This window comes from Curtobacterium sp. NPDC087080 (assembly GCF_044745105.1).
Taxonomy (GTDB): domain Bacteria; phylum Actinomycetota; class Actinomycetes; order Actinomycetales; family Microbacteriaceae; genus Curtobacterium.
Genome location: NZ_JBIUZP010000004.1, coordinates 124,148 through 143,251 on the forward strand (window position 1 = coordinate 124,148; position 19,104 = coordinate 143,251).

A 19,104-nucleotide genomic window follows, 5' to 3' on the forward strand; every position below is an offset into this window, starting at 1 on the left:
AAGCCCCCGGAACCGCATGGTTCCGGGGGCTTCGCAGCGCGGTCGTGGACCGGCTTCAGTGCTTCTCGTCGCGGAGGGAGTCCGCGACGCCGTGCGCCGCGTCCTTCACGTCGTCGACACCCTGCTTGGCCGACGCCTTGGCCTGGTCGGTCTGACCCTCGGCCTTCAGCTTGTCGTTGCCGGTCAGGTTGCCAACGCCCTCCTTGACCTTGCCGACGAGCTTCTCGCCGGTGTGGTTCTCTTCGCTGCCAGCCATACGGTCTCCTTCCAACGACGGACGATTCCCCGTCGGCCACTCACGCAGCCTTCGGTGAAGGAGAACGTACGCGGGAGCACTGCTGCTGCTCCCACCGGACGTCCAGGTTCCGGACGCCGACGCCGAAGCGACAGGACGCCGCCGGACAACGGCGGCGTCCTGTCGCTCTCGCGGACCACTCAGGCCCCAGCCCGCCGACGCTCAGTGGCGGTCGGCAGCCCCGGCCGGACGCGACGCCCGACGCGAAGCCCCGCGGCGACGACCGCCGGCGGACTCACCCGCACCGGACCGACCCGCTGCGTAGCCGCCCTCGGACGACCACACCGGAGCGGACCCGCCACGGACGACGTCGCTCGACGCCCGGCGGCTGCCGCCCGAACGGCGCTGACCACCGGTCGCACCGCCCGACGCCGCAGCACCCGAGCCGTTGCCGCGACCGGCACCGCCGGCACGACCGGCAGCACCCGCGGAGGCCGAGGCACCCGCGGCGGCCGGACGACCACCGCGACCACCGGCGGCGCGACCCGAGCCGCGACCGGCCGAGGCGGCCTCGGGAGCCTGCGTCGAGCCTCCCGACCGTCCGCCGCGACCACGACGACGACCGCCGCCGGCCGAATCGGTGTGCCCGCTCTCGGCCGCGCGCGGCTGTCGCTGACGCTGCTGCTGGACCGGGGCCTCCTCGACGTGACGGATCGGCGCGACCTCGCCCACGAGCTCGGTGACGGCCGGCGAGGTCGCGGTGACCTGCTGCGGGGTGACCTTGATCGCCGCTGCGCGCATCATCTGCGCGACGTCGCGGCGCTCGGTCGGCAGCGTCACGGTGACGACGTCGCCCGAGGAACCGGCACGCGCGGTGCGACCCGAGCGGTGCAGGTAGGCCTTGTGCTCGGTCGGCGGGTCGACGTGCACGACGAGCTCGACGTGGTCGACGTGCACGCCACGGGCGGCGACGTCGGTGGCGACGAGCACGAGGGCCTCGCCGGACGAGAACTTGGCGAGGTTGCGCTCCCGGGCGCCCTGCGACAGGTTGCCCTGCAGGTCGACCGCGGGGATGCCCTGCGAGCTGAGCTGCTTCGCGAGGCGCTTCGCGTGGTGCTTCGTGCGCATGAAGAGGATGCGACGACCGGTGCCCGAGGCGAGTGCGCGGACGAGGTCCTTCTTCGCGTCGGCGTCGGCGACCTCGAACAGGTGGTGGGTCATCGCCTCGACCGGGCTGGTCTCGTCGTCGACCGAGTGCATCACCGGGCTGTGCAGGAACTTCTTGACGAGCTTGTCCACGCCGTTGTCGAGCGTGGCCGAGAACAGCAGGCGCTGCCCCTGCTCGGGCGTCGCCTGCATGATCTTCGTCACGCCGGGCAGGAAGCCCATGTCGGCCATGTGGTCGGCCTCGTCGAGCACGGTGACCTCGATGTCGCCGAGGTTCACGTGCCCCTGCTGCATCAGGTCGGCGAGGCGACCCGGGCAGGCGACGACCACGTCGACACCGGCGCGGAGCGCGTCGACCTGACGGCCCTGGCCGACGCCGCCGAAGATCGTCGTGGTGTTCAGGCCCATCGACTTCGCGAGCGGCGCGAGCGTCGCGTCGATCTGGGTCGCGAGCTCACGGGTCGGGGCGAGCACGAGCGCTCGGGGGCGACCGGCGCGACGCGGCCGACGGCTCGCGGCGAGCCGCGCGGCCAGCGGGATCGCGAAGGCGATCGTCTTGCCGGAGCCGGTGCGCCCGCGGCCGAGCACGTCCTTGCCCTGCAGGGAGTCGGGCAGCGTGTCGGCCTGGATCGGGAACGCGGTCTCCTTGCCCTGCTGGGCGAGGGACTGGACCATCGGCGCGGGGACGCCGAGGTCGGAGAAACGGATGTCGGAAGGAGTGGCGGTCATCGTGACCTTTCGAGCCGGCTCGTGCCGGCCGTGGGCGCGCTCGGTTTCGGCGCGCGGGCGGGATCCCCGCGTCAGCAGAGGCTGACGCGGTCGCCGCAGCAGAGAGCCTGGCACCGGGTGACGGTGCGCGATCATCGACCGGATGAGGGTCGGGAGTCGGGGGCGTCCGTACGACGCACGAGGCGATCGGCGCCTCGAGTACCACCAGCATAGCGGGTACCCGTCGAACGAGCCGAGGCCGTTCGCGCCCGGCGTGCGATGATCCCCTCGTGCGCACGCGATCCGTCCTCCTGACCACCGCGATCGCGCTGGTCGCCGTCCTCGGCAGCGCGGGCTGCGCCGAGGCTGTCGCGCCTGCCGCCCCCGCCGCGCCTGCCGCGCACGCCGCGCCTGCCGCGCCCGCCGCGTCGTCGGCGTCCTCGCACCGGGACCTGCCGACCTCGGGGCGCCCGGACTACCAGCTCGGCGGCGGCTACACCCCGCCCTCGGGCGTGACGATCGTCGAACGCGACAGCACCGACCGTCCGGCCGCCGGCAGGTACTCGATCTGCTACGTCAACGGCTTCCAGACGCAGCCGGGAACGCTCGCCGAGTGGGAGCGCCGCGCTCCATCGGCACTGCTGCGCGACGACGCCGGGGAACTCGTCGCCGACCCGGGCTGGCCGGACGAGGTGCTCCTCGACACCCGGACCGCCGCGGGGCGCGCCGCGATCACGGCGGAGCTGACGACGTCGGTCGCCCGGTGCGCAGACCGCGGGTTCGACGCCGTGGAGTTCGACAACCTCGACTCGTGGACGCGCTCCGGGAAGCGCCTGACCCGGTCCGGGAACCTCGCGCTCGCGACGGCGCTCGTCCGGCTCGGGCACGAGCACGGCCTGGCCGTCGGGCAGAAGAACACCCCGCAGCTCGGCAAGGCCGGTCGGCAGTCGACGGGCTTCGACTTCGTCGTCGCCGAGGAGTGCGTGCAGTACGACGAGTGCTCGGCCTACACGGAGGCGTACGGAGGGCGCGTGATCGACGTCGAGTACGCGGACACCCTCGACCGGTCGTGGGCGTCGGTGTGCCGGCTGCGCGACCGTCCGGCCATGACGATCCTGCGGGACCGCGACCTGGTCACCCCGGCCTCGGACGAGTACGTCTTCGAGCACTGCTGACGTCGCGGTTCCCGGTTCCGCGAGACGCAACCTCGGCGGCAGTGCGCAGCGGCACGGCGTTGCGCGGCCCCGCCGACGTTGCGTGTTGCGGAAGGCGCGGGGACGGGGACGGCCGGGAGGCGCGGATCACGTCCGTCCCGCGAGCTGCGGAACGCGGGTGGCCGGGTCAGGCGGGCCAGGCGTCGCGCAGGGCCGCCGCCGCCTGGTCGGCGGACAGTCCGGCCTCGCGCGCGGCGGCCGCCAGCGCGTGCGCTGCCGTGGCGACGGCGTCGGGGACCTCGGCCGGCCGCACCACCCGCGTGCCGGCGCCCCGCGCGGTGTGCACGAGACCGGCCTCCTCGAGCAGCTGGTAGGCCTTCGCGACCGTCCCCGGGGCGAGCGAGAGCTCCTCGGCGAGGGCCCGCACGCTCGGCAGGCGCTCCCCGTCCACCAGGTAGCCGGCGGCGATCTGCGCCGCGATCTGCGAACGGACCTGCTCGAAGGGCGGCACCCGGCCGCCCGCGTCGAGTGCCACGAGTCCCGTCATGCGATCCACCCTTGCGTCCTGTCCGTGTGCTCGTGCCTGCGCGGCGTCAGAAGTCGTACTGCTCGCCGACCGGGATCGGCACGGCGACGGTGTTGCCCGGGGGAGCGAGGGGGCACGCCCAGGCCGGGTCGTACGCGCACGAGGGGTTGTACGCGAAGTTGAAGTCGAGGACGAGCTCGCCGTCGTCCCCGCCGAGGTCCGCGCCCTTGATCGTGTCGAGCAGGTAGCGGCCACCGCCGTACGTGCCGCGGGCCCGGCCGGCGCTGGCGTCCTTCACGGGGACGAACACCCCGCCCGCGTAGCCGCCGTGCGACCACACGTCGAGCGTGCCGATGCCGGGGAGCCGGACGACGCCGAGCCGGTCGAAGTGCACGGTGCCGTCGGTGCCCGTCTCGACGTCCATCGCCAGGGGTTCAGCGGTCTCGATCCGTGCCCGGAACCGCCACTCGGGGTCGTAGTCGGGGACGGGCAGCGCCTCGAAGTCGCGGGCGTCCTCGTCGAGCAGCGGACTGGCCGGGTGCTCGGCGAACATCGCGTCGCGGGTCTCGCGCCACATCGCGTGCGCGGTCTCGGGGTCGGCCGTCGCCCGCACCCGTCGGTACAGGTCGAACGTCATCCGCCGCCAGTCCACGGTGGCGAGCGTGCTGTGCACGCGGTCCTGGGCCCTCGGCTCCTGCGTCTGGCTCACGGGGACGAGCGTACGCCCGTGCGCTCCTGACCGGCCAGCGGGCGTCAGCGGGTCGGGTGAGCCGGGGCCGCGGGGCGACGTGCCGTGGCAGGATGGGCCCGATGTCGGAGAACACGAGGGGGACGTGGATCATGCGAAGTGCCCGGAAGAGCGCACTGGTCGGGACGACCGTGGCGGCACTGGTGGTCGTCCTGAGCGGGTGCGCGGTGTCCGCGAACCGGACGACGTCTCCTGAGGGGTTGGCCCGCGTCGTCGCGGACTCGCTCGAGAAGAGCGTCGGTCAGCGCCCCGAGGTCGACTGCGGCGACGACTCCATCGACCTGCAGGACGGGAACGTCGTGCACTGCGACGTCAACACCGCGGGCTTCGACACGAAGTACGACGCGACCGTCGAGATCGGCGACGTCGACGGCAGCAAGTACTCCGTGGACGTGCAGGTCGCCGACACCCCCGAGGAGTGACGGGCCCGAGGACCGACGGTCTCGAGGACCGATGGTCTCGAGGACTGACGGGCCCGAGGACTGACGGGCCCGAGGACCGACGCGCCGAGGACCGGCCGGCCCGAGCGTCCCTCAGACGAGCCGCGCCGACTCGATGATCGCGCGGAGCACGGGGACGAGCCGCTCGCCCTCGTCGGCGCCGCACGTCCCGGTGATGCCCACGACGTCGGCGAAGCCGTCGTGCTGGACCGCCGTGAGCTGGACCGCCTGGAAGACCGTGCCCGTCCCCGGGAGCACGAACGCACCTTCGATGCGGTAGCCGTCGAGCCCGAGCACCGTCCGGTACTCGCTCCCGAGCTCGGCCCACCGCTCGGCACCCTCGAGTGCCGCGGTGTTCTCCGCGATCGCCGTCGCGAGGGCAGGAGCGTCCTCGCCGCTGGCCGTCGCCACCCGTCGGACGGTCACGGCGACGTTCGCCCGGAAGACCCCCCGCTGCTCGCGCTCCGCGACGGCGAGCGCTGCGTCCGGCACGAGCAGTGGTCCCCAGTCGGCCGGGTGCTCGACCGCGACGACGGGGAACGGTGCGAACGGGGCGGTGTCGGATCTCGTGGTGGGCATGCTGTCCTCTTGCTCGTCGGTCCGGTGGGTCAGAACCCGAAGAGGGAGCTGACGTCGTCGACGAACTCCTTCGGGTCGATGTTGACGTGCACGTTGCCACCGGCTCCGACGCCGAGTGCTCCCGCAAGCCTCGCCTCGAGGTCGATCTCGTCCGCCGAGACCTCGGCTGCGGCCTTGACCTCGCCGCCGGCCCCCGCCCGGACGTCGACACCGCTGCCGATCGAGACGCCCATGAAGGAGGTGCTGTAGTCGACGCCGGTCTTCGCACCGGCGAAGGCACTCGCGCCGGCCTCGGCGCTCACACCCTTGGGGCCGGCCTCGACCTTGCCGTTCGCGGATGCTCCGGCACCGGCGTCGGCGTGCCCGGAGGCCTTCGCGCCCACGAACCCGTTCTGGTAGTCCACCGAGCCCTTCGCCCGTGCGCCGGCGAAGGCGTCGACGGAGCCACCGGCCGAGACGCCGTTCACGCGGTCGGCCTTCGCGGACGCAGCGGCGGCGACGCTCGCACCGCCGAACGCCTCGGCCGCGCCGTCGAGCGATCCGCCGAGTCCCTCGTAGTGTCCGTGCGCGTCTGCCTTGCCACCGGCGAACGCCTCGGCCGACGCGGAGCCGGAGAACCCGTCCTCGTCCTCGTGGGCCTCGGACTTCGCCTCGGACCCCACCCCGGCGAAGGTGTCGGCGTCTCCTCGGACCGATCCGACACCGTCCACCGACGCCGAACCCTCGGCTGATGCGCCGACGCCGGCCTTCGCGTGCGCGGAAGCCTGCTGGTCGGACGCCGTCGCGGACGCGGAGGCGCCGGTGTCGGCCTCCCAGCCGTGCGCCGACGACGACCCGCTCGCGTGCGTCGGAGCAGTCTCACGACCGATGGCGTCGAGCGCGGCCGCACACTCGGCAGCGGCGGTCTCGTACGCCTCGACCGCCTGCAGCACGCTCGTCTCGACCGCAGCGTTGCGGCTGGTCACGTCGTCGTCGTCGTGCCAGTCGTAGGTGGGGTCGTCCGACGCCCGCCTGACCTCGCCACGGAGCTCCGAGGCCGCGGTCGCCGCGGACGCGAGGGACCCCTTCGCCGTGTCGACCGCGTCCGCGAACGTCTCCAGGGCGGTGGCCGCTCGGTCGAAGGCGCTGGCGAGCGCCTCGGCAGCCCACTTCGGAGCGAGGGTGGCGTCGATCAGCGCCGCGCTCTCCTGCGCGACGTACACCAGGCCGAGTCCGCTCCACCGGTCGTCGACCTCAGCGGTGACCGTGGAGACGGTCTTCGTCGCCGACCGCATGTCGGACGCGGCGGTGCGCAGTCCCTCCGCGTCGGCGTCGATGGCTGGGAACGCCGATCCGTCGACGAGTGCGCCGCTCACCGCTCGTCCTCGGGACGTCGGACCCGCGGGGTCCGTCCGGCCATCTCGGCGTCAGCGGCGTCGTAGGCCTGCGTCGCCGTGGTCGCCGCGGTCCTGGCCGCAGCGATGTGCTCGTGCAGGTTCGGGACGACGGACCGGAAGTCCTCCGCCAGACGCTCGAGACCCCCTCGCGCGCTCGAGGAACCCACCGCGGTCAGCGCTGCCTCGACGGCCGCGACGACTGCTGCGTCGGCCTCGCGGAGTTGCTCGAGCCGCCCGTCGACACCCACGAGCACGGACAGCACCCCGCCCGGGTCGATCGCGTACTGGTCCACGGTGATCCCCCTCTGATCGTTCCGATCGCACTCCGAGCCGCCCCCCGGAGCACCTCGCCACCCTAGCCGAGGAGCGCTCGTCGTGGCAGCGGCATCAGTCGCGGCCGAGGAGTCTGCCGACCATCCGTCCCACCGCGCTCCGTCGCTTCGTCCAACCGGCGCGGGCGAGGACGTCGTCCACCGGTCCGGTCACGTCGCTCGACCGGAACGAGAAGGCGGTGTTCTCCCCGTCCCAGTTCTTCTGCACCACGCTCGTCGTGTACTCGCCGCTGTCGTCGAGGAGCGTGACGCGGTAGCGCCACTCGGCCCTGCCCCAGGCCAGCTGGGCGCCCTGGAGTCGGTGGCGCCACACCGCGACGATCCGGTCGTCGTCCTTGCGGACCTCGAAGGGGTGGGAACCGTCGTTCAGGGCGAGGAGCGCCTGCTCGACCTCGGCAGCGGGGCGGTGCGGGGGAACGGTCGTCATGGGTGCAGCCTAGGGACGTGGCACCCGCTCGTGCCGCTCACCCGCGGAGGACCCGGTCGGCGGACGTCCACGGGGAGCCCGGTGCGGCCCGGACGACCGGTCCCGTCACCGCGGTGACACCTCCGGGCAGCAGGACCGCGAGCGAGGCCTAGCGCCAGGACGGCGCGAGCTGCCGCATCCGGAGCGCACGCCACTGCCAGATCACCCACATGCCCGGCCAGAGCGCGGCGCCGAGGACCGCGGGACGCATCCGGTAGGTCAGCCGGTCGAGCAGCAGCGTCCGGCCGTCCCCGAGGTCGACGGTGGCCATCCGGTGCCGCATCGTCATCCGGCCGAACAGACCCGAGACGCCACCGCCGTTGTCACGCTGCACGGGGACGCCGTCCACCTCGTAGAGGTCGATGTCGACGTGCGTGTCACCGCTCGGCACCGCCCCGAACGCGTCGGCGGCGATGGGGTGCGGGACGCCGGGGGTCCAGCGGTCCGGCAACCCTTCCGGCGACCGCGACCGGTAGACCAGGAACGGCTTCGTGACGGCGACCATCACCGACGGCGACAGCAGGGCGTCGCGGACGGCGTCGACGGGTGCGTCGAGGACGATGCGGAGACCGACGTGCATGCAGCGGACGCTACGCCGCGGCTCTGGACAGGTGACGTCGGGGCGGGGGACGGTGCGTGCGGGGTCAGGCGTGCCGGGCGGCCCGGCGGCGGGCGCCCTCGGCGCGGTCCCGGGTGCGCAGCCGCTCGGTGAGCGACAGGCGCACGGTCGGCCACTCGGCAGCGGTGATCGAGAAGACCACGGTGTCGCGCAGCATGCCGTCGCGGCCGATCGAGTGACTGCGGAGCACACCGTCCTGCTTCGCCCCGAGCGACGCGATCGCCGCCCGCGACTGCTGGTTGTGCCAGTGCGTGCGGAACTCGACCGCGATGCAGTCCCAGGTGTCGAACGCGTGCGAGAGCAGGAGCAGCTTCGCCTCGGTGTTGATCCCGCTGCGCTGCGCCGCACGCGCCAGGAACGTGTACCCGATCTCGACGCGACGGTTGACCGTGTCGATGTTCGCGAACGTCGTGGCCCCGACGACCCGACCGGTCGGGCGGTCACGGATCGCGAAGGGCACCATCCGACCCGCGGCGTGCTCGCCGAGTCGCCGGTCGATCTCGGACTCGACCCGGTCGGGGGCCGGCACCGAGGTGTACCAGGTGCGCCAGAGGTCGCCGTCCGCCACCGCCGCCCGCAGGTCGTCCGCGTGCTCGGCCGCGAGGGGCTCGAGGGTGACGCGGTCGCCGGTCAGCGTGGGGACGGTGGCGATCTCCATGGTCACCGATCCTACGGTCGCCGGTCCGACAGCGGGGCCCGGCGGATGCGCAGCCGCAGCGCGGTCCTGTGGAGACGGACAGGTGCGGACCGCCGGTACCGTGGAGTGGTGGCAGCACGCACGCAGGAGAAGTACCAGGTCCGGTTCGCGTGGGGGAACGCCGGTGCCGACCGGATCGCGCACGGCACGCACCTCGTGGTGTGGGTGGACGTGCTGCCGGAACCGTCCACGCAGGGGGCCGACCACGCGGCCCGTGCGCGGGCCGCGGCAGCCCTGCTGCCCGACGGTCCGGAGGTCGTGCTCGGCCACCTCGGCAACGCGGCGGCGGTCGCGGAGCGGGTGACGAGCCTCCAGGCCGAGCGTGGGGACCGGTGCGTCGTCGCGGTCGTCGCGGCAGGCCGCACCGCCGACGGCGCCGCGACCGTCGCGGACGCGGCGGGGGAGCCGTCGGACGTCGCCGAGACGCCCGAGGCGGCGGTCGAGGACCTGCTCGCTGCCGGAGCGGTCGTCGATGCGCTCGTCACGGTCGGGATCGACCACACGTCGCCGGAAGCCGCTGCCGCCTGCGCCGCGTACACGGGGCTCCGTCGCGCGGTGAAGCACCTCGTGACCGCCGCCGAGGGTGCGACGGACCTGGACCGCGAGACGGTGCACGCGGCGCTCGCCGTGGGACCCGAGTTGGTCGTCCTGCGGGAATCCGGGGTGCGGGCGTAGCGTTCCGGATCGCACCAGGCGTCGCGAGGACGCCGCTGATCGCAAGGAGCACGTCATGAAGGCAGTCGTCGGCGACACCGTGATCGCGGAGGCTCCGCAGGAGGACCTCATCCAGATCGAGGGCAACTGGTACTTCCCGCCGTCGAGCGTGAAGCCGGAGTTCTTCTCGGAGAGCGACACCCAGTACCACTGCCCGTGGAAGGGCGACACGCAGTACTACACCGTCACGGTCGACGGCCAGGAGCTGCCGGACCGTGCCTGGACCTACCCGACGCCGATCCCGTCGTCGTTCGACCGGGTCGGCAAGGACTACTCGGGCTACTACGCCTTCTGGAAGGACGTCCGCGTCGTCGACTGACGACCGACGACTGACGCCTGACGCCTGACGCCTGACGCCTGACGCCCGACGCCCGACGCGAGCCGCTCAGCCGGCTCCGGTCAGGGTCAGCACCACGAGCGCCACGTTCAGGGCGACGATCACCAGCGCGATGACCCCCGCGACCACGCGGGTGGTCATCGCGTTGACGTCTGCGCCCATGACGCTCCGCCGCGAGGTGTAGACCACCAGCGGCACGATCGCGAAGGCGATGCCGAAGCTCAGCACCACCTGACTGAGCACGAGGAGCATCGTCGGGTCCGCGCCCACGGCCAGGAGCACGACGGCGGGCACCAGCGTGACGAGTCGGCGCACCACGAGCGGGACGCGGACGTGCAGCAGGCCGTGCATGATCTCGGCGCCGGCCATGCAGCCGACCGAGGTCGAGGCCAGTCCGGACGCGAGCAGGCCGACCGCGAAGAGCACGCCGACGACCGGGCCGACGTTCGTCGCGATCGCGCCCTGGGCGCCGGGGATCGTGTCGGTGCCGGGGACCCCGGGGAGCGTGGCCGCCGCGAGCACGAGCATGCAGACGTTGACGCCGCCCGCGACGACGAGGGCCAGGGCGACGTCCCACCGCGTCGCGACGAGCACCCGGCGGCGCTCGGGCCCGGCGGGGACGTCGCCGTGCCGGTCCCGTGCCAGGGCGGAGTGCAGGTAGACCGCGTGCGGCATCACGGTCGCACCGAGCATCGAGGCGGCGAGGAGCACCGACTGCGCGCCCTCGAACCGGGGGACGAGCCCGCCGACGAGTTCGCCGGGGGAGACCTGCGCGAACAGCAGCCCCGCGCAGAACCCGACGGTCAGGATCGCGAGCATGGTCGTCACGACGGCCTCGAACGTGCGGGTGCCCCGGCGGCTGTGCAGGAGCAGGATCGCCATCGACACCACGCCGGTCAGCACGCCGCCGACGACGAGCGGCAGGCCGAACAGCAGGTGGAGTGCGAGCGCGCCGCCGATGACCTCGGCGACGTCGGTGGCGGCGGCGACGACCTCGGCCTGCACCCAGAACAGCAGCCGGGGTGTGCGGCGCATGCGGAGGCCGAGGTGCTCGGGCAGCGACCTCCCGGTGACGACCCCGAGCTTCGCCGACAGGTACTGGACCACGACGGCGCTGGCGTTCGCGGCGACGAGCACCCAGAGCAGCAGGTACCCGTACTGCGCGCCGGCGGTCAGGTTCGCGGCGACGTTGCCCGGGTCCACGTAGGCGATGGCGGCGACGAACGCGGGCCCGAGCAGGGTGAGACCCGCGGCGCGGCGGCGCGGCCGCTCGGGGCCGGGCGAACCGGTGCCGGCAGGGCGCCCGGACCGCCCGGGGTGGGCGCGGCGAGCGGCGGTGTCGGTCATGCCGACAGCCTGCCAGGTTTCGGTGTGCCGAATCCACAGATTCGGCAGGTCTAATCGGTTGCTCAGGCCGCGGCGCGACGAGCGCGGTGCGCCCGCACCTTCGCGCGGTTGCCGCAGCGCTGCATCGAACACCACCGACGGGTCCCGCCCCGTGAGGAGTCGTAGAACACGAGCCCGCAGTCGTCGGCCGAGCAGCGGCTCAGACGGGTCGGTTGTCCGTCGGCGGCGACGTCGTCGAACCCGACCTCGGTGAAGAGCGCCACGGCGTCGCGCGCCACGCTCGACAGCGCTTGGGCCAGGCGGACCCGGTTCGCGCCCGCTCGACGTCGGCCCCCGGGCAGGCTCGGGGGGACGTCCGGCAGCGCCGCGAACAGGTTCACCGTGTCGATGTCGTCCGGCGCCGGCCGGGTGCGTCCGGTGCCGGCGCGGAGCCCCGCGGCGACCGCGGTCCGGGCCGCCGGGTCGGACGAGCCGACGGGGGCGGGGGCGGCGGCGACGGCCAGGCGTCCGATCGCGGCGCGGAGTGCCCGGGCGTCCTGCAGTTCCCGCGCCGTGGCGCCGACGTCGATCGGTTCGGTGTGGTCGCCCAGCCACTCGTCCAGGTCGGCCGGCGTCACGAGGAGTTCGCCGAGCCGTGCGCGGGGGCGACGCCCGTCGGGGTCGTCCGCGAAGCCGCCGGTGTGGGCGAAGTCCAGGGCGATCCGGCCGGCGTCGAAGAACCACGACGACCCGCTGTCCGTCCGGATGTGCTGCCCCGTGTGCATCCGACCAGGCTAACGGCTCCCCGGCGCGCCTCCACGTGCCGCATCGATCATGCGGTAGCCGCGCGCCGCTCCCAGGCGATGAGGTTGCGGCCGTCGAAGCGCCGCGAGCACCGGGCGCACGCCAGCGGCCTGGTCGGCGTGCGGTAGCGGAAGTGCTCGTGGCCCGCCGGACACGTCCCGATCCAGGGCGCGAGCTCGGACGCCACGGGTCCGTCGTACAGGCGGGACCCGGTGTACCCGATGCCGGCCGCCGTGCGACGCCACACCGGGCCGTGCCCGGCGCGGGGCCCGGCGAGGGCGTGGGCGACCTCGTGCAGCAGGACCTGGTCGACGTCGTCGTCGGACACCCTGCTGACGATGTGCCGACTCACCGTGATGCGTCGACGGCCGAAGTCGCACTGCCCCGCCCGGGTCTTGGCGTGGTCGAACGCGAACGTCCATCCACCCGGGCCGAGGTGGGCGGTGAGCAGCTGCTCCGCCCGCGCACGGACGCGTTCCAGCACGACCGCCGAGGGCTGTGCCGTCACCGGCGGTCGGTGCCCGGCAGGTCGTCGGTCGGCTCGTCGCGCGGCGCCTGCCCCTTCTGCGCCGCCTTGGCTGCGATCCGGCCCCAGATGTCGTCGGCGTCGGTGCGTGCGGCGTCGGGGGCACCGAGCACACGACGGCGGACCGGCGGGACCTGCTTCACCGGTTCGGCGACGCGCGTCGTCTGCGGCTCGTCGTCCTCGGCACGGCGGGCGGCGACCTCGCGTGCGGTGCGGGGCTTGTCCGCGACGGCCTTCGGCTGCGCGACCGATGCCCGGAGCGCGGCCTCCACCGCGGTGCGGAGCGCCTCGGTGCGTTCGGACGGTGCACCCGCCTGGCGGAAGGCCTGGTAGGCACGCGAGAGCGCCGAGCGGGCCTCGTCGAACCGGGACAGCTCGAACAGCGACCAGCCCTCGAGCTCGGCGGCGGCGCCCTCGAGCTCCGGCCACTCCTCGGTCCGGGCGGTGTCCCGTGCCATGGCGGCCTCGGTCGCGGCACGCTCGTGGCGACCGAGGTCGTGCAGCACGTGCGCGCGACGGATGCGGGCGGCGACCTTGTCCGACCGTTCGCCGGTGAACATCGTCAGGCGGAAGACCTCCTCCGCCACGACGAGTGACTCGTCCAGCCGACCGAGCAGCCGGAGGAGCTCGGCCCGCTCGGCCAGGGCCTCGGTGCTGCGGCTCTGCCCGAGGTCGCGCAGCCGTTGCTGCACGACGTCGGCGTCCACCGCCGGCCGGAGGCTGATCGGCGCGAAGGTGCTCCCCGGGCTCACACCCGCGGTGACCGGGGCGGAGTCGCCCGGTGCGGCATGACGGGGTTCCCGGGCGCGGTCGGCGCGGTCGGGCTGCTGGCTGTCGTCGGGCGGGAGGGACATCGGTTCGAGGGTAACCGCGGCCTCCCGTGAGCGGGCGGTGCCACGCGCACGGGGGGTCCGAGAACGCGGGACGCCCCCGGGATGCGGAACGGCCCGCCCCGCTGCAGCGGGACGGGCCGTCGGTGCGACGCGTGGGTCAGTTGGTGCCGGTGACCGCGGCGGCCGCGGCGATGCTGATCGCGATGAACGTCGCGAAGGTGGCGACGACGGCGAGGATGATCGCGAGGACACCCCAGACACGACCCCGGCCCGAGACGGCCGCGACGATGCCCTGCACGAGGGCCCACAGCCCGAGGACGGCTGCGATGCCGACCACGATCAGCCCGCCGCTGAGCTGGGTCAGGGCCGACGGGTCGTTCATCAGCTGCTGCTGCATCTGCTGCTGCTGCTCGACGGAGCTGCCGCCGTTCTGCGCGATGTCGGCGAGTGCGCGGTTGCCCGCGAAGGCCGCACCCATCAGGGCACCACCGACGACGCCGAGCACGAGCGACAGGACCCCGAGCGCGAACGCGACGAGGCCGACGGTCTTCTTCTTGCGCTTCGGCTCCTCGTACGACTGCCACGCCGGGCTGCCCGCGCTCGCCGGTGCCGAGGACGCTGCGTACGGCTGGTGGGAACCCTGGTGCTCGCCCCACGTCGGGGACTCGTGGCGGCCGTCGTGCTGGTCGCGCCGACCGTGCTGGTCGTGCTCGCCGTACTGCGCAGGCTGGCCGTACTGCGGCGGCTGCCCGTGCTGCCCGTGCTGGTCGCGGTCGCCGTACTGCTGCTGCCCGTACTGCGGCTGGCCGTGGTCCTGCTCGCCGTACTGCGGCCGGCCCTGCTGCTCGCCGTACTGCGGTGCCGACCCCGGCGCCGGGTCGACGCGCTCGCCGTAGCGGGGTGCGTCCTGCCGGTCGTGCTGCGGCGCGCTGCCCCAGACCGGCGCGTCGGCGTTGCCCGGCGCGTTGCCGTCGCCCGTCCGGTCCTCGTTGCTCCGGTCGTCGTTCGTCATCTGGGGACTCCCTCGGTCGGTCGCGCGGTTGCGCGGTCGTTGTCCCCCATCCTGACAGCCGGATGCCCGACGTGTTCAGGGCGACACGGTGCTCCTGTACCCGTCCCACGGCCTGGAGGCTCGGTGGCGGACCGGCACCGGGCCTCCCGTCGCGGTGGGTGGTCGCGCCGCGACCGCGGGCTCAGCCGCCGAAGACGCTGCGGTTCGGCTCGGGGGACGCGACCGCGGTCGCGTCGGTGACGATGGGGGCCCCCGCCGTGAAGGCGCGGAGCTCCTGACCGTGCACCACCTTCGCCGGCATCGGGTCGGACGAGTACCGCCGGGGCATGTCCGCCACGGGCAGGTCGGTCCTCGACCCGAGCAGCACGATGTTGCCGAACCGCCGACCCTTGAGCATCCCGGTGTCGGCGACCGCGGCGACCGACGGCAGGACGGCCTGCAGCGTCGAGGCCTGCCCCCGTGCGAAGGCGAGCCCGGCGCCGTCCGCCACGTTGACGGCGACGATCCCGGTGGGGGAGAGGAACTCGGCGACCGTCCGGTAGAATTCGACGCTCGTCACGTGTGCCGGGATCTGCGAGCCGCCGAACACGTCCACGACCGCCAGGTCCACCGTCCCGCGGAGCCCGGCCGGCAGCTTGCCGAGGACCTCGCGGGCGTCCCCGTACCGGACGCGGATCGACGCGCCACGCGGGAAGGGGAGCACCTCGCGCACGTGTTCGACGAGGTCGCGCTCCAGCTCCACGACCTGCTGCCGCGAGCCCGGGCGGGTGACGGCGACGTACCGCGGCAGGGTCAGCGCACCCGCGCCGAGGTGCAGCGCCGTGATCGGGCCCTCCGGCAGCAGGTCGATCGCGTGCCCGATCCGCCGGATGTACTCGAACGCCAGGTGCGTCGGGTCCTCGAGGTCGACGTGCGACTGCGGCGTGCCGTCGACCACGAGCGTGAAGGACCCGGGGCGGTGCCGGTCCGGCTCGACCGACGCCCAGCCCGCACCGATCCGGAACCCGTCGAACGCATCAGCCATGCCCCCAATGGAACACCACCGTGATCCCCACCCGGACCACCACCCGTGGGTGGTGTGCCGCCGACCGCCGGCTCACGAGGCTGGGACCACCGGTCGGGGACCCCCGCCGGACACCTCGTCGGAAGGCCCACCGTGTCCACCCAGCTCATCGCGAACGCCGTCATCGGCCTCGTCCTCGTCGGCTTCCTGGCGTACCGGCAGGCGACCTGGCGGACGCTCGACCCGGCGCGCGTCTGGCGCGGCCCGCTCGTCCTCGGCCTCGTCGGGGTCGTGGTGCTCGCGCAGGCGGCCGCCACCGTGACGGCGCTCGACGTGCTCTTCCTCGGCATCGAGGCCCTGCTCGCGGTCGCGGTCGGCCTCGCGATGGGGTCGATGACCCGGTTCCGCGTGACCACGACCCCCGACGACCACGGCCGGACGCTGGAGTCGCGCACCGGCTGGGCGGGGGCCGGGCTGTGGCTGCTCCTGGTCGCCGTCCGCATCGGACTCGACGTCGTCGGCGGACACCTCGGCGCGCACCTGCTCACGTCGACGGGCGCGATCCTGCTCGTCCTGGCGCTGAACCGGGCGGCACGGGCCCTGGTCGTCGACCAGCGCGTCCCGCGTGCGGCCAGCGGCATGATGGTCCGGTGACCAGCAGTCCGGACCCGGGGAGCGCCACCGCCGCGTGGACCGAGCCCGTGCGCGACCGGAGCGGCTCCGTGCTCACCCGCGCCCTGAACCTGCTCGGCGTGCTGGTGGTCACGTACTGGTTCGTGCGCACCGGGACGGCCACCGGGCACCCCGCCTGGGTGTGGGTGGTCGGGTCGGTGGCGCTCGCCGCGTGGGTGCTCCGTGTCGCCGCGCGACGGGAGCGCCTGCTGCTCGCCACGGCCTGGGTCATGGTCGTCGCCGGGGCCGCGGTCGTCGTCCCCACGGGGGCGGTGGCGGTCGCCGTCCCGCTCGTGGGCGTCGTCGTCCTCGGGGCGAGCGCACGGCAGCCGGGGTGGGCGGGACCGGTCGCCGCGACCGTGGCGCTGGTCGAGGTCGCGGGCACCGCCGTGCCGGCCGGGACACCGGTCGCCGTGGTGCTCGGTTCCGGCGGCGGACTGCTCCTGGCCGCCGTCGTCGGGTTCAGCCGCCGCCAGGCCCGCCTCGTCGAGGAACGCACCCGGCAGGCCGAGGTCGAGCAGCAGCGTGCCGGACTGCTGGCGGACCGGTCGCGGGCGGCCCGCGAGGTCCACGACGTCCTCGCGCACTCGCTCGGCGGGCTCGTCCTGCAGCTCGACGCGGTCGAGGCGCTGCTCGAGGCCGGCCGCGTCGAGGAGGCCACCCGGCGCGCCGGCGCGGCGCGGGCCCTCGCGGCATCCGGGCTCGCCGAAGCCCGACGTGCGGTGCACGCGCTGCGGGACGACACGACGGGGCCCGTGACGCAGCCCGTGGACCTCGCGGGGCTGGCCGACGCCCATCGCGCCTTCGGCGGGGCGCTCACCACGCGCGGCGACCTGGGGCTGGTGTCGGTCGACGCGCCGCACCGCGCGGTCGTGGTCGCGGCCACCCGGGAGGCGCTGAGCAACGCCCGCCGTCACGCCGCCGGTCGACCCGTTGAGCTGTCCGTGCGTGCGGCCGGCCCGGCGGTCGAGGTGACGGTGGTGAACGCGCTCGACCCCGCGGGCTCGGGCGCGGGCTCGGGCGCGGGCTCGGGTTCGGGGGCCGGCGGCGGGCTCGGTCTCGTCGGGATGCGGGAGCGGATCGCGGAGCTCGGCGACGACTCGACCGTCACGGCCGGCGTGGTCGACGGGTCCTTCGTCGTGGCGATGCGCGTGCCGGCGACGACCGGCGGTGCAGGGGAGCGGGCATGACGATCCGGGTGCTCGTGGTGGACGACCAGGCGATCGTGCGGGACGGCCTGGTGACGGTGCTGTCGCTCGAGCCCGACGTCGAGGTCGTCGGCGAGGCCGCTGACGGCGCTGCGGCGATCACGATGGTGGACGACGACCCGCCGGACGTCGTGCTGATGGACCTGCGGATGCCGGGCACCGACGGCCCGACCGCCACCGCGGCGATCACGGCCGCACACCCCGAGGTCGCCGTGCTGGTGCTCACGACCTACGCCGACGACGCCTCGATCGTCGGCGCGCTGCGGGCCGGGGCGCGCGGGTACCTGACGAAGGACGCGGGCCGAAGGGAACTGGCCACCGCGGTGCGCGCCGTGGCCTCGGGACAGGCCACGTTCGACGCCGGGGTCGGTGCGCGGCTCGTCGCGCAGCTCGGCGCGGGCCCCGGCGCCGCCGGCGGTGCGGGAGCCGCCGGTGTCGACGTCGGTGTCCGGGGTGACGCTCCCGGGGGTGGGCTCCGTGACCGCTTCCCCGCGCTCACGCCGCGGGAGGCCGACGTGCTCGAGCGGATCGCCGCCGGTCGGACGAACCCGGAGATCGCCGCCGAGCTCTTCCTGACGGTGCCGACCGTGAAGTCCTACGTGAACCAGGTCTTCGCGAAGCTCGGGGTCCGCACCCGCGCCGAGGCCGTCGCCCGCGTCCTGCGCTGACGCAGCGTCGTCCCCGCACGGCCGGCCGACGTCACCACCAGCCGACGTCACCACCAGCCGACGTCACCACCAGCCGACGTCAAGGGACAGGACGTACCGTTCTCCACGTCGTCACCCGACAGGTGTCGAGCACCGCGCCCCGAGGGCGTGGCGTTCCGCCGGTCCGGGTGACCACGACGTGGTCGGCACGACCCCGCGCGACCCCCACCGCGCCCGGGTGCCCCGCACGTCGTCGGCGTGCCCCGAGGTGCGCCGCCCTCCGGCGTGCGACGGCGCACCACACCACGCGTGCGCCGATCCCGGATCCGAGCGGCACGCGGCAGGACCCGATCCCCCCAGGAGACCCGCGATGACCGACACCCTCAGCGTCCCCAGCTTGCGACCCGGCCGTGCCCTGCGACCCGGCCGTGCCCTGCGACCCGGCCGTGCTCCGCGACCCGGCCGCGCCCTGCCGGGGGTGCACCCGTCCACCCGGCCGCACCCTGCCTCCAGACCGGTGGTCGCGGACGGTGAGCGCGCTCCCCGGTGGATGCGCGCGGTCGGTGCCGTGCTGCTGCTCGGCGGTGGCGCGCTGACGGCGGCCGTCCTCGGCTGGCCGGGGGACGCGCCGGAGGTCGCCCTGCTGCTGCCGGGCGTGGTCGCCCTCGTCGCCGGAGCCCTGCTGTTGCTCGCGCGGACCGGCATCGCGGTGACCGACACCGACGTGGTGCTGCACTTCCGCCCGCTGCCGGCGCGCCGCATCGTCCGACGCCGGATCGCAGACGTCGCGGTCGTCGAGGCGGATGCCCGAACCTTCGGCGGGGTGGGGCTGCGCCTGGGCCGGGGCGTGCGGGCGCTCCTGCTCACCCCGGGGCGGGGCGTGCGGATCACGGACGACCGGGGTCGGGTGACCTTCGTGCGTGCCGAGCACCCGGAGGAATTGCTGCAGGCACTCGAGGACTGAGCCGGCCGCGG

Annotated in this window: 24 protein-coding genes; 8 read left to right on the plus strand and 16 right to left on the minus strand. The window is 74.4% G+C overall.

What is annotated here, in order from left to right:
- Nucleotides 1–55: 55 nt before the first annotated feature.
- A complete protein-coding gene (locus ACIPEQ_RS12055) occupies nucleotides 56–256 on the minus strand; it encodes a CsbD family protein (RefSeq protein ID WP_022903197.1) in 201 nt (66 codons plus the stop codon).
- Nucleotides 257–457: 201 nt separating this feature from the next.
- Nucleotides 458–2,131 carry a DEAD/DEAH box helicase gene (locus ACIPEQ_RS12060; RefSeq protein ID WP_402715360.1) on the minus strand — a complete coding sequence of 558 codons (1,674 nt, stop codon included), beginning with the start codon at nucleotides 2,129–2,131 and terminating at the stop codon, nucleotides 458–460.
- A 269-nt stretch (nucleotides 2,132–2,400) separates the two neighbouring features.
- Here ACIPEQ_RS12060 and ACIPEQ_RS12065 point away from each other — a divergent pair, with 269 nt between their 5' ends.
- A complete protein-coding gene (locus tag ACIPEQ_RS12065) occupies nucleotides 2,401–3,285 on the plus strand; it encodes an endo alpha-1,4 polygalactosaminidase (protein ID WP_402715361.1) in 885 nt (294 codons plus the stop codon).
- Nucleotides 3,286–3,451: 166 nt separating this feature from the next.
- On the opposite strand, the gene ACIPEQ_RS12070 is transcribed toward ACIPEQ_RS12065, so the two are convergent.
- Together ACIPEQ_RS12070 and ACIPEQ_RS12075 are read right to left on the minus strand one after the other, a co-directional pair.
- On the minus strand, nucleotides 3,452–3,811 hold the full coding sequence (locus tag ACIPEQ_RS12070; RefSeq protein ID WP_209675620.1) for a GntR family transcriptional regulator: 360 nt from the start codon (nucleotides 3,809–3,811) through the stop codon (nucleotides 3,452–3,454).
- Between the two features lie 46 nt (nucleotides 3,812–3,857).
- The gene (locus ACIPEQ_RS12075) at nucleotides 3,858–4,427 is read right to left on the minus strand and encodes a DUF1684 domain-containing protein (RefSeq protein ID WP_402715616.1); all 570 of its coding nucleotides are present in this window, start codon (nucleotides 4,425–4,427) and stop codon (nucleotides 3,858–3,860) included.
- A 203-nt stretch (nucleotides 4,428–4,630) separates the two neighbouring features.
- Between ACIPEQ_RS12075 and ACIPEQ_RS12080 the strand changes: the two genes are divergently transcribed.
- On the plus strand, nucleotides 4,631–4,960 hold the full coding sequence (locus ACIPEQ_RS12080; protein ID WP_402715362.1) for a DUF4333 domain-containing protein: 330 nt from the start codon (nucleotides 4,631–4,633) through the stop codon (nucleotides 4,958–4,960).
- A gap of 111 nt (nucleotides 4,961–5,071) precedes the next feature.
- On the opposite strand, the gene ACIPEQ_RS12085 is transcribed toward ACIPEQ_RS12080, so the two are convergent.
- The 6 genes from ACIPEQ_RS12085 to ACIPEQ_RS12110 all read right to left on the minus strand — a co-directional run bounded on the left by ACIPEQ_RS12085 (nucleotide 5,072) and on the right by ACIPEQ_RS12110 (nucleotide 9,008).
- Nucleotides 5,072–5,557 (minus strand): hypothetical protein, encoded by a 486-nt coding sequence (locus ACIPEQ_RS12085; protein WP_402715363.1) that lies wholly within the window; start codon nucleotides 5,555–5,557, stop codon nucleotides 5,072–5,074.
- 29 nt (nucleotides 5,558–5,586) lie between these two features.
- Entirely contained in the window at nucleotides 5,587–6,912 is a 1,326-nt protein-coding gene (locus ACIPEQ_RS12090; RefSeq protein WP_402715364.1) for a hypothetical protein, read from the minus strand.
- Nucleotides 6,909–7,226, minus strand: a complete 318-nt coding sequence (locus tag ACIPEQ_RS12095; protein ID WP_402715365.1) for a DUF6507 family protein — start codon at nucleotides 7,224–7,226, stop codon at nucleotides 6,909–6,911. Before ACIPEQ_RS12095 ends, ACIPEQ_RS12090 begins: the two co-directional genes overlap by 4 nt.
- Before the next feature lie 94 nt (nucleotides 7,227–7,320).
- Nucleotides 7,321–7,692 (minus strand): hypothetical protein, encoded by a 372-nt coding sequence (locus tag ACIPEQ_RS12100; protein WP_402715366.1) that lies wholly within the window; start codon nucleotides 7,690–7,692, stop codon nucleotides 7,321–7,323.
- A gap of 148 nt (nucleotides 7,693–7,840) precedes the next feature.
- Entirely contained in the window at nucleotides 7,841–8,311 is a 471-nt protein-coding gene (locus tag ACIPEQ_RS12105) for a hypothetical protein (protein ID WP_402715367.1), read from the minus strand.
- A gap of 64 nt (nucleotides 8,312–8,375) precedes the next feature.
- Nucleotides 8,376–9,008, minus strand: coding sequence for a GNAT family N-acetyltransferase (locus ACIPEQ_RS12110; protein ID WP_402715368.1), 633 nt, complete (start codon nucleotides 9,006–9,008; stop codon nucleotides 8,376–8,378).
- A gap of 108 nt (nucleotides 9,009–9,116) precedes the next feature.
- On the opposite strand from ACIPEQ_RS12110, the gene ACIPEQ_RS12115 reads away from it, so the two are divergent.
- Both ACIPEQ_RS12115 and ACIPEQ_RS12120 read left to right on the plus strand, forming a co-directional pair.
- Complete coding sequence (locus tag ACIPEQ_RS12115) at nucleotides 9,117–9,722, plus strand: hypothetical protein (protein WP_402715369.1); 606 nt, start codon at nucleotides 9,117–9,119, stop codon at nucleotides 9,720–9,722.
- 55 nt (nucleotides 9,723–9,777) lie between these two features.
- Entirely contained in the window at nucleotides 9,778–10,080 is a 303-nt protein-coding gene (locus ACIPEQ_RS12120; protein ID WP_058729567.1) for a DUF427 domain-containing protein, read from the plus strand.
- Nucleotides 10,081–10,146: 66 nt separating this feature from the next.
- Here ACIPEQ_RS12120 and ACIPEQ_RS12125 read toward each other — a convergent pair whose 3' ends face one another.
- The 6 genes from ACIPEQ_RS12125 to ACIPEQ_RS12150 form a co-directional block, all read right to left on the minus strand.
- Nucleotides 10,147–11,445: an Nramp family divalent metal transporter gene (locus ACIPEQ_RS12125; protein WP_402715370.1), complete on the minus strand. Its 1,299-nt coding sequence runs from the start codon at nucleotides 11,443–11,445 to the stop codon at nucleotides 10,147–10,149.
- 62 nt (nucleotides 11,446–11,507) lie between these two features.
- Entirely contained in the window at nucleotides 11,508–12,209 is a 702-nt protein-coding gene (locus tag ACIPEQ_RS12130) for a CGNR zinc finger domain-containing protein (RefSeq protein ID WP_209675610.1), read from the minus strand.
- A gap of 47 nt (nucleotides 12,210–12,256) precedes the next feature.
- Nucleotides 12,257–12,736 carry a SprT-like domain-containing protein gene (locus ACIPEQ_RS12135; protein WP_402715371.1) on the minus strand — a complete coding sequence of 160 codons (480 nt, stop codon included), beginning with the start codon at nucleotides 12,734–12,736 and terminating at the stop codon, nucleotides 12,257–12,259.
- Nucleotides 12,733–13,608 carry a hypothetical protein gene (locus ACIPEQ_RS12140; RefSeq protein ID WP_126892654.1) on the minus strand — a complete coding sequence of 292 codons (876 nt, stop codon included), beginning with the start codon at nucleotides 13,606–13,608 and terminating at the stop codon, nucleotides 12,733–12,735. The genes ACIPEQ_RS12135 and ACIPEQ_RS12140 overlap by 4 nt, the downstream gene beginning before the upstream one ends.
- A gap of 136 nt (nucleotides 13,609–13,744) precedes the next feature.
- Nucleotides 13,745–14,599, minus strand: a complete 855-nt coding sequence (locus ACIPEQ_RS12145; RefSeq protein ID WP_402715372.1) for a hypothetical protein — start codon at nucleotides 14,597–14,599, stop codon at nucleotides 13,745–13,747.
- Nucleotides 14,600–14,780: 181 nt separating this feature from the next.
- Nucleotides 14,781–15,623, minus strand: coding sequence for a fused MFS/spermidine synthase (locus tag ACIPEQ_RS12150; RefSeq protein WP_209675608.1), 843 nt, complete (start codon nucleotides 15,621–15,623; stop codon nucleotides 14,781–14,783).
- A 132-nt stretch (nucleotides 15,624–15,755) separates the two neighbouring features.
- Between ACIPEQ_RS12150 and ACIPEQ_RS12155 the strand changes: the two genes are divergently transcribed.
- The 4 genes from ACIPEQ_RS12155 (at nucleotide 15,756) to ACIPEQ_RS12170 (ending at nucleotide 19,093) form a co-directional block, all read left to right on the plus strand.
- Nucleotides 15,756–16,256: a hypothetical protein gene (locus ACIPEQ_RS12155; protein WP_209823787.1), complete on the plus strand. Its 501-nt coding sequence runs from the start codon at nucleotides 15,756–15,758 to the stop codon at nucleotides 16,254–16,256.
- Entirely contained in the window at nucleotides 16,253–17,464 is a 1,212-nt protein-coding gene (locus ACIPEQ_RS12160; RefSeq protein WP_402715373.1) for a histidine kinase, read from the plus strand. Before ACIPEQ_RS12155 ends, ACIPEQ_RS12160 begins: the two co-directional genes overlap by 4 nt.
- Entirely contained in the window at nucleotides 17,461–18,150 is a 690-nt protein-coding gene (locus ACIPEQ_RS12165; protein WP_402715374.1) for a response regulator, read from the plus strand. Before ACIPEQ_RS12160 ends, ACIPEQ_RS12165 begins: the two co-directional genes overlap by 4 nt.
- Before the next feature lie 349 nt (nucleotides 18,151–18,499).
- The gene (locus ACIPEQ_RS12170) at nucleotides 18,500–19,093 is read left to right on the plus strand and encodes a hypothetical protein (RefSeq protein WP_402715375.1); all 594 of its coding nucleotides are present in this window, start codon (nucleotides 18,500–18,502) and stop codon (nucleotides 19,091–19,093) included.
- Nucleotides 19,094–19,104 lie beyond the last annotated feature (11 nt).

Excerpts from the sequence above, each read along its gene's own strand:
- ACIPEQ_RS12150 (WP_209675608.1), bottom strand. The coding sequence starts at position 15,623 with ATGGCTGATGCGTTCGACGGGTTCCGGATCGGTGCGGGCTGGGCGTCG.
- ACIPEQ_RS12170 (WP_402715375.1), top strand. The coding sequence starts at position 18,500 with ATGACCGACACCCTCAGCGTCCCCAGCTTGCGACCCGGCCGTGCCCTG.
- ACIPEQ_RS12125 (WP_402715370.1), bottom strand. The coding sequence starts at position 11,445 with ATGACCGACACCGCCGCTCGCCGCGCCCACCCCGGGCGGTCCGGGCGC.
- ACIPEQ_RS12085 (WP_402715363.1), bottom strand. The coding sequence starts at position 5,557 with ATGCCCACCACGAGATCCGACACCGCCCCGTTCGCACCGTTCCCCGTC.
- ACIPEQ_RS12120 (WP_058729567.1), top strand. The coding sequence starts at position 9,778 with ATGAAGGCAGTCGTCGGCGACACCGTGATCGCGGAGGCTCCGCAGGAG.
- ACIPEQ_RS12105 (WP_402715367.1), bottom strand. The coding sequence starts at position 8,311 with ATGCACGTCGGTCTCCGCATCGTCCTCGACGCACCCGTCGACGCCGTC.
- ACIPEQ_RS12130 (WP_209675610.1), bottom strand. The coding sequence starts at position 12,209 with ATGCACACGGGGCAGCACATCCGGACGGACAGCGGGTCGTCGTGGTTC.
- ACIPEQ_RS12110 (WP_402715368.1), bottom strand. The coding sequence starts at position 9,008 with ATGGAGATCGCCACCGTCCCCACGCTGACCGGCGACCGCGTCACCCTC.
- ACIPEQ_RS12075 (WP_402715616.1), bottom strand. The coding sequence starts at position 4,427 with ATGACGTTCGACCTGTACCGACGGGTGCGGGCGACGGCCGACCCCGAG.
- ACIPEQ_RS12140 (WP_126892654.1), bottom strand. The coding sequence starts at position 13,608 with ATGTCCCTCCCGCCCGACGACAGCCAGCAGCCCGACCGCGCCGACCGC.
- ACIPEQ_RS12145 (WP_402715372.1), bottom strand. The coding sequence starts at position 14,599 with ATGACGAACGACGACCGGAGCAACGAGGACCGGACGGGCGACGGCAAC.
- ACIPEQ_RS12060 (WP_402715360.1), bottom strand. The coding sequence starts at position 2,131 with ATGACCGCCACTCCTTCCGACATCCGTTTCTCCGACCTCGGCGTCCCC.
- ACIPEQ_RS12165 (WP_402715374.1), top strand. The coding sequence starts at position 17,461 with ATGACGATCCGGGTGCTCGTGGTGGACGACCAGGCGATCGTGCGGGAC.
- ACIPEQ_RS12100 (WP_402715366.1), bottom strand. The coding sequence starts at position 7,692 with ATGACGACCGTTCCCCCGCACCGCCCCGCTGCCGAGGTCGAGCAGGCG.
- ACIPEQ_RS12055 (WP_022903197.1), bottom strand. The coding sequence starts at position 256 with ATGGCTGGCAGCGAAGAGAACCACACCGGCGAGAAGCTCGTCGGCAAG.
- ACIPEQ_RS12070 (WP_209675620.1), bottom strand. The coding sequence starts at position 3,811 with ATGACGGGACTCGTGGCACTCGACGCGGGCGGCCGGGTGCCGCCCTTC.
- ACIPEQ_RS12080 (WP_402715362.1), top strand. The coding sequence starts at position 4,631 with ATGCGAAGTGCCCGGAAGAGCGCACTGGTCGGGACGACCGTGGCGGCA.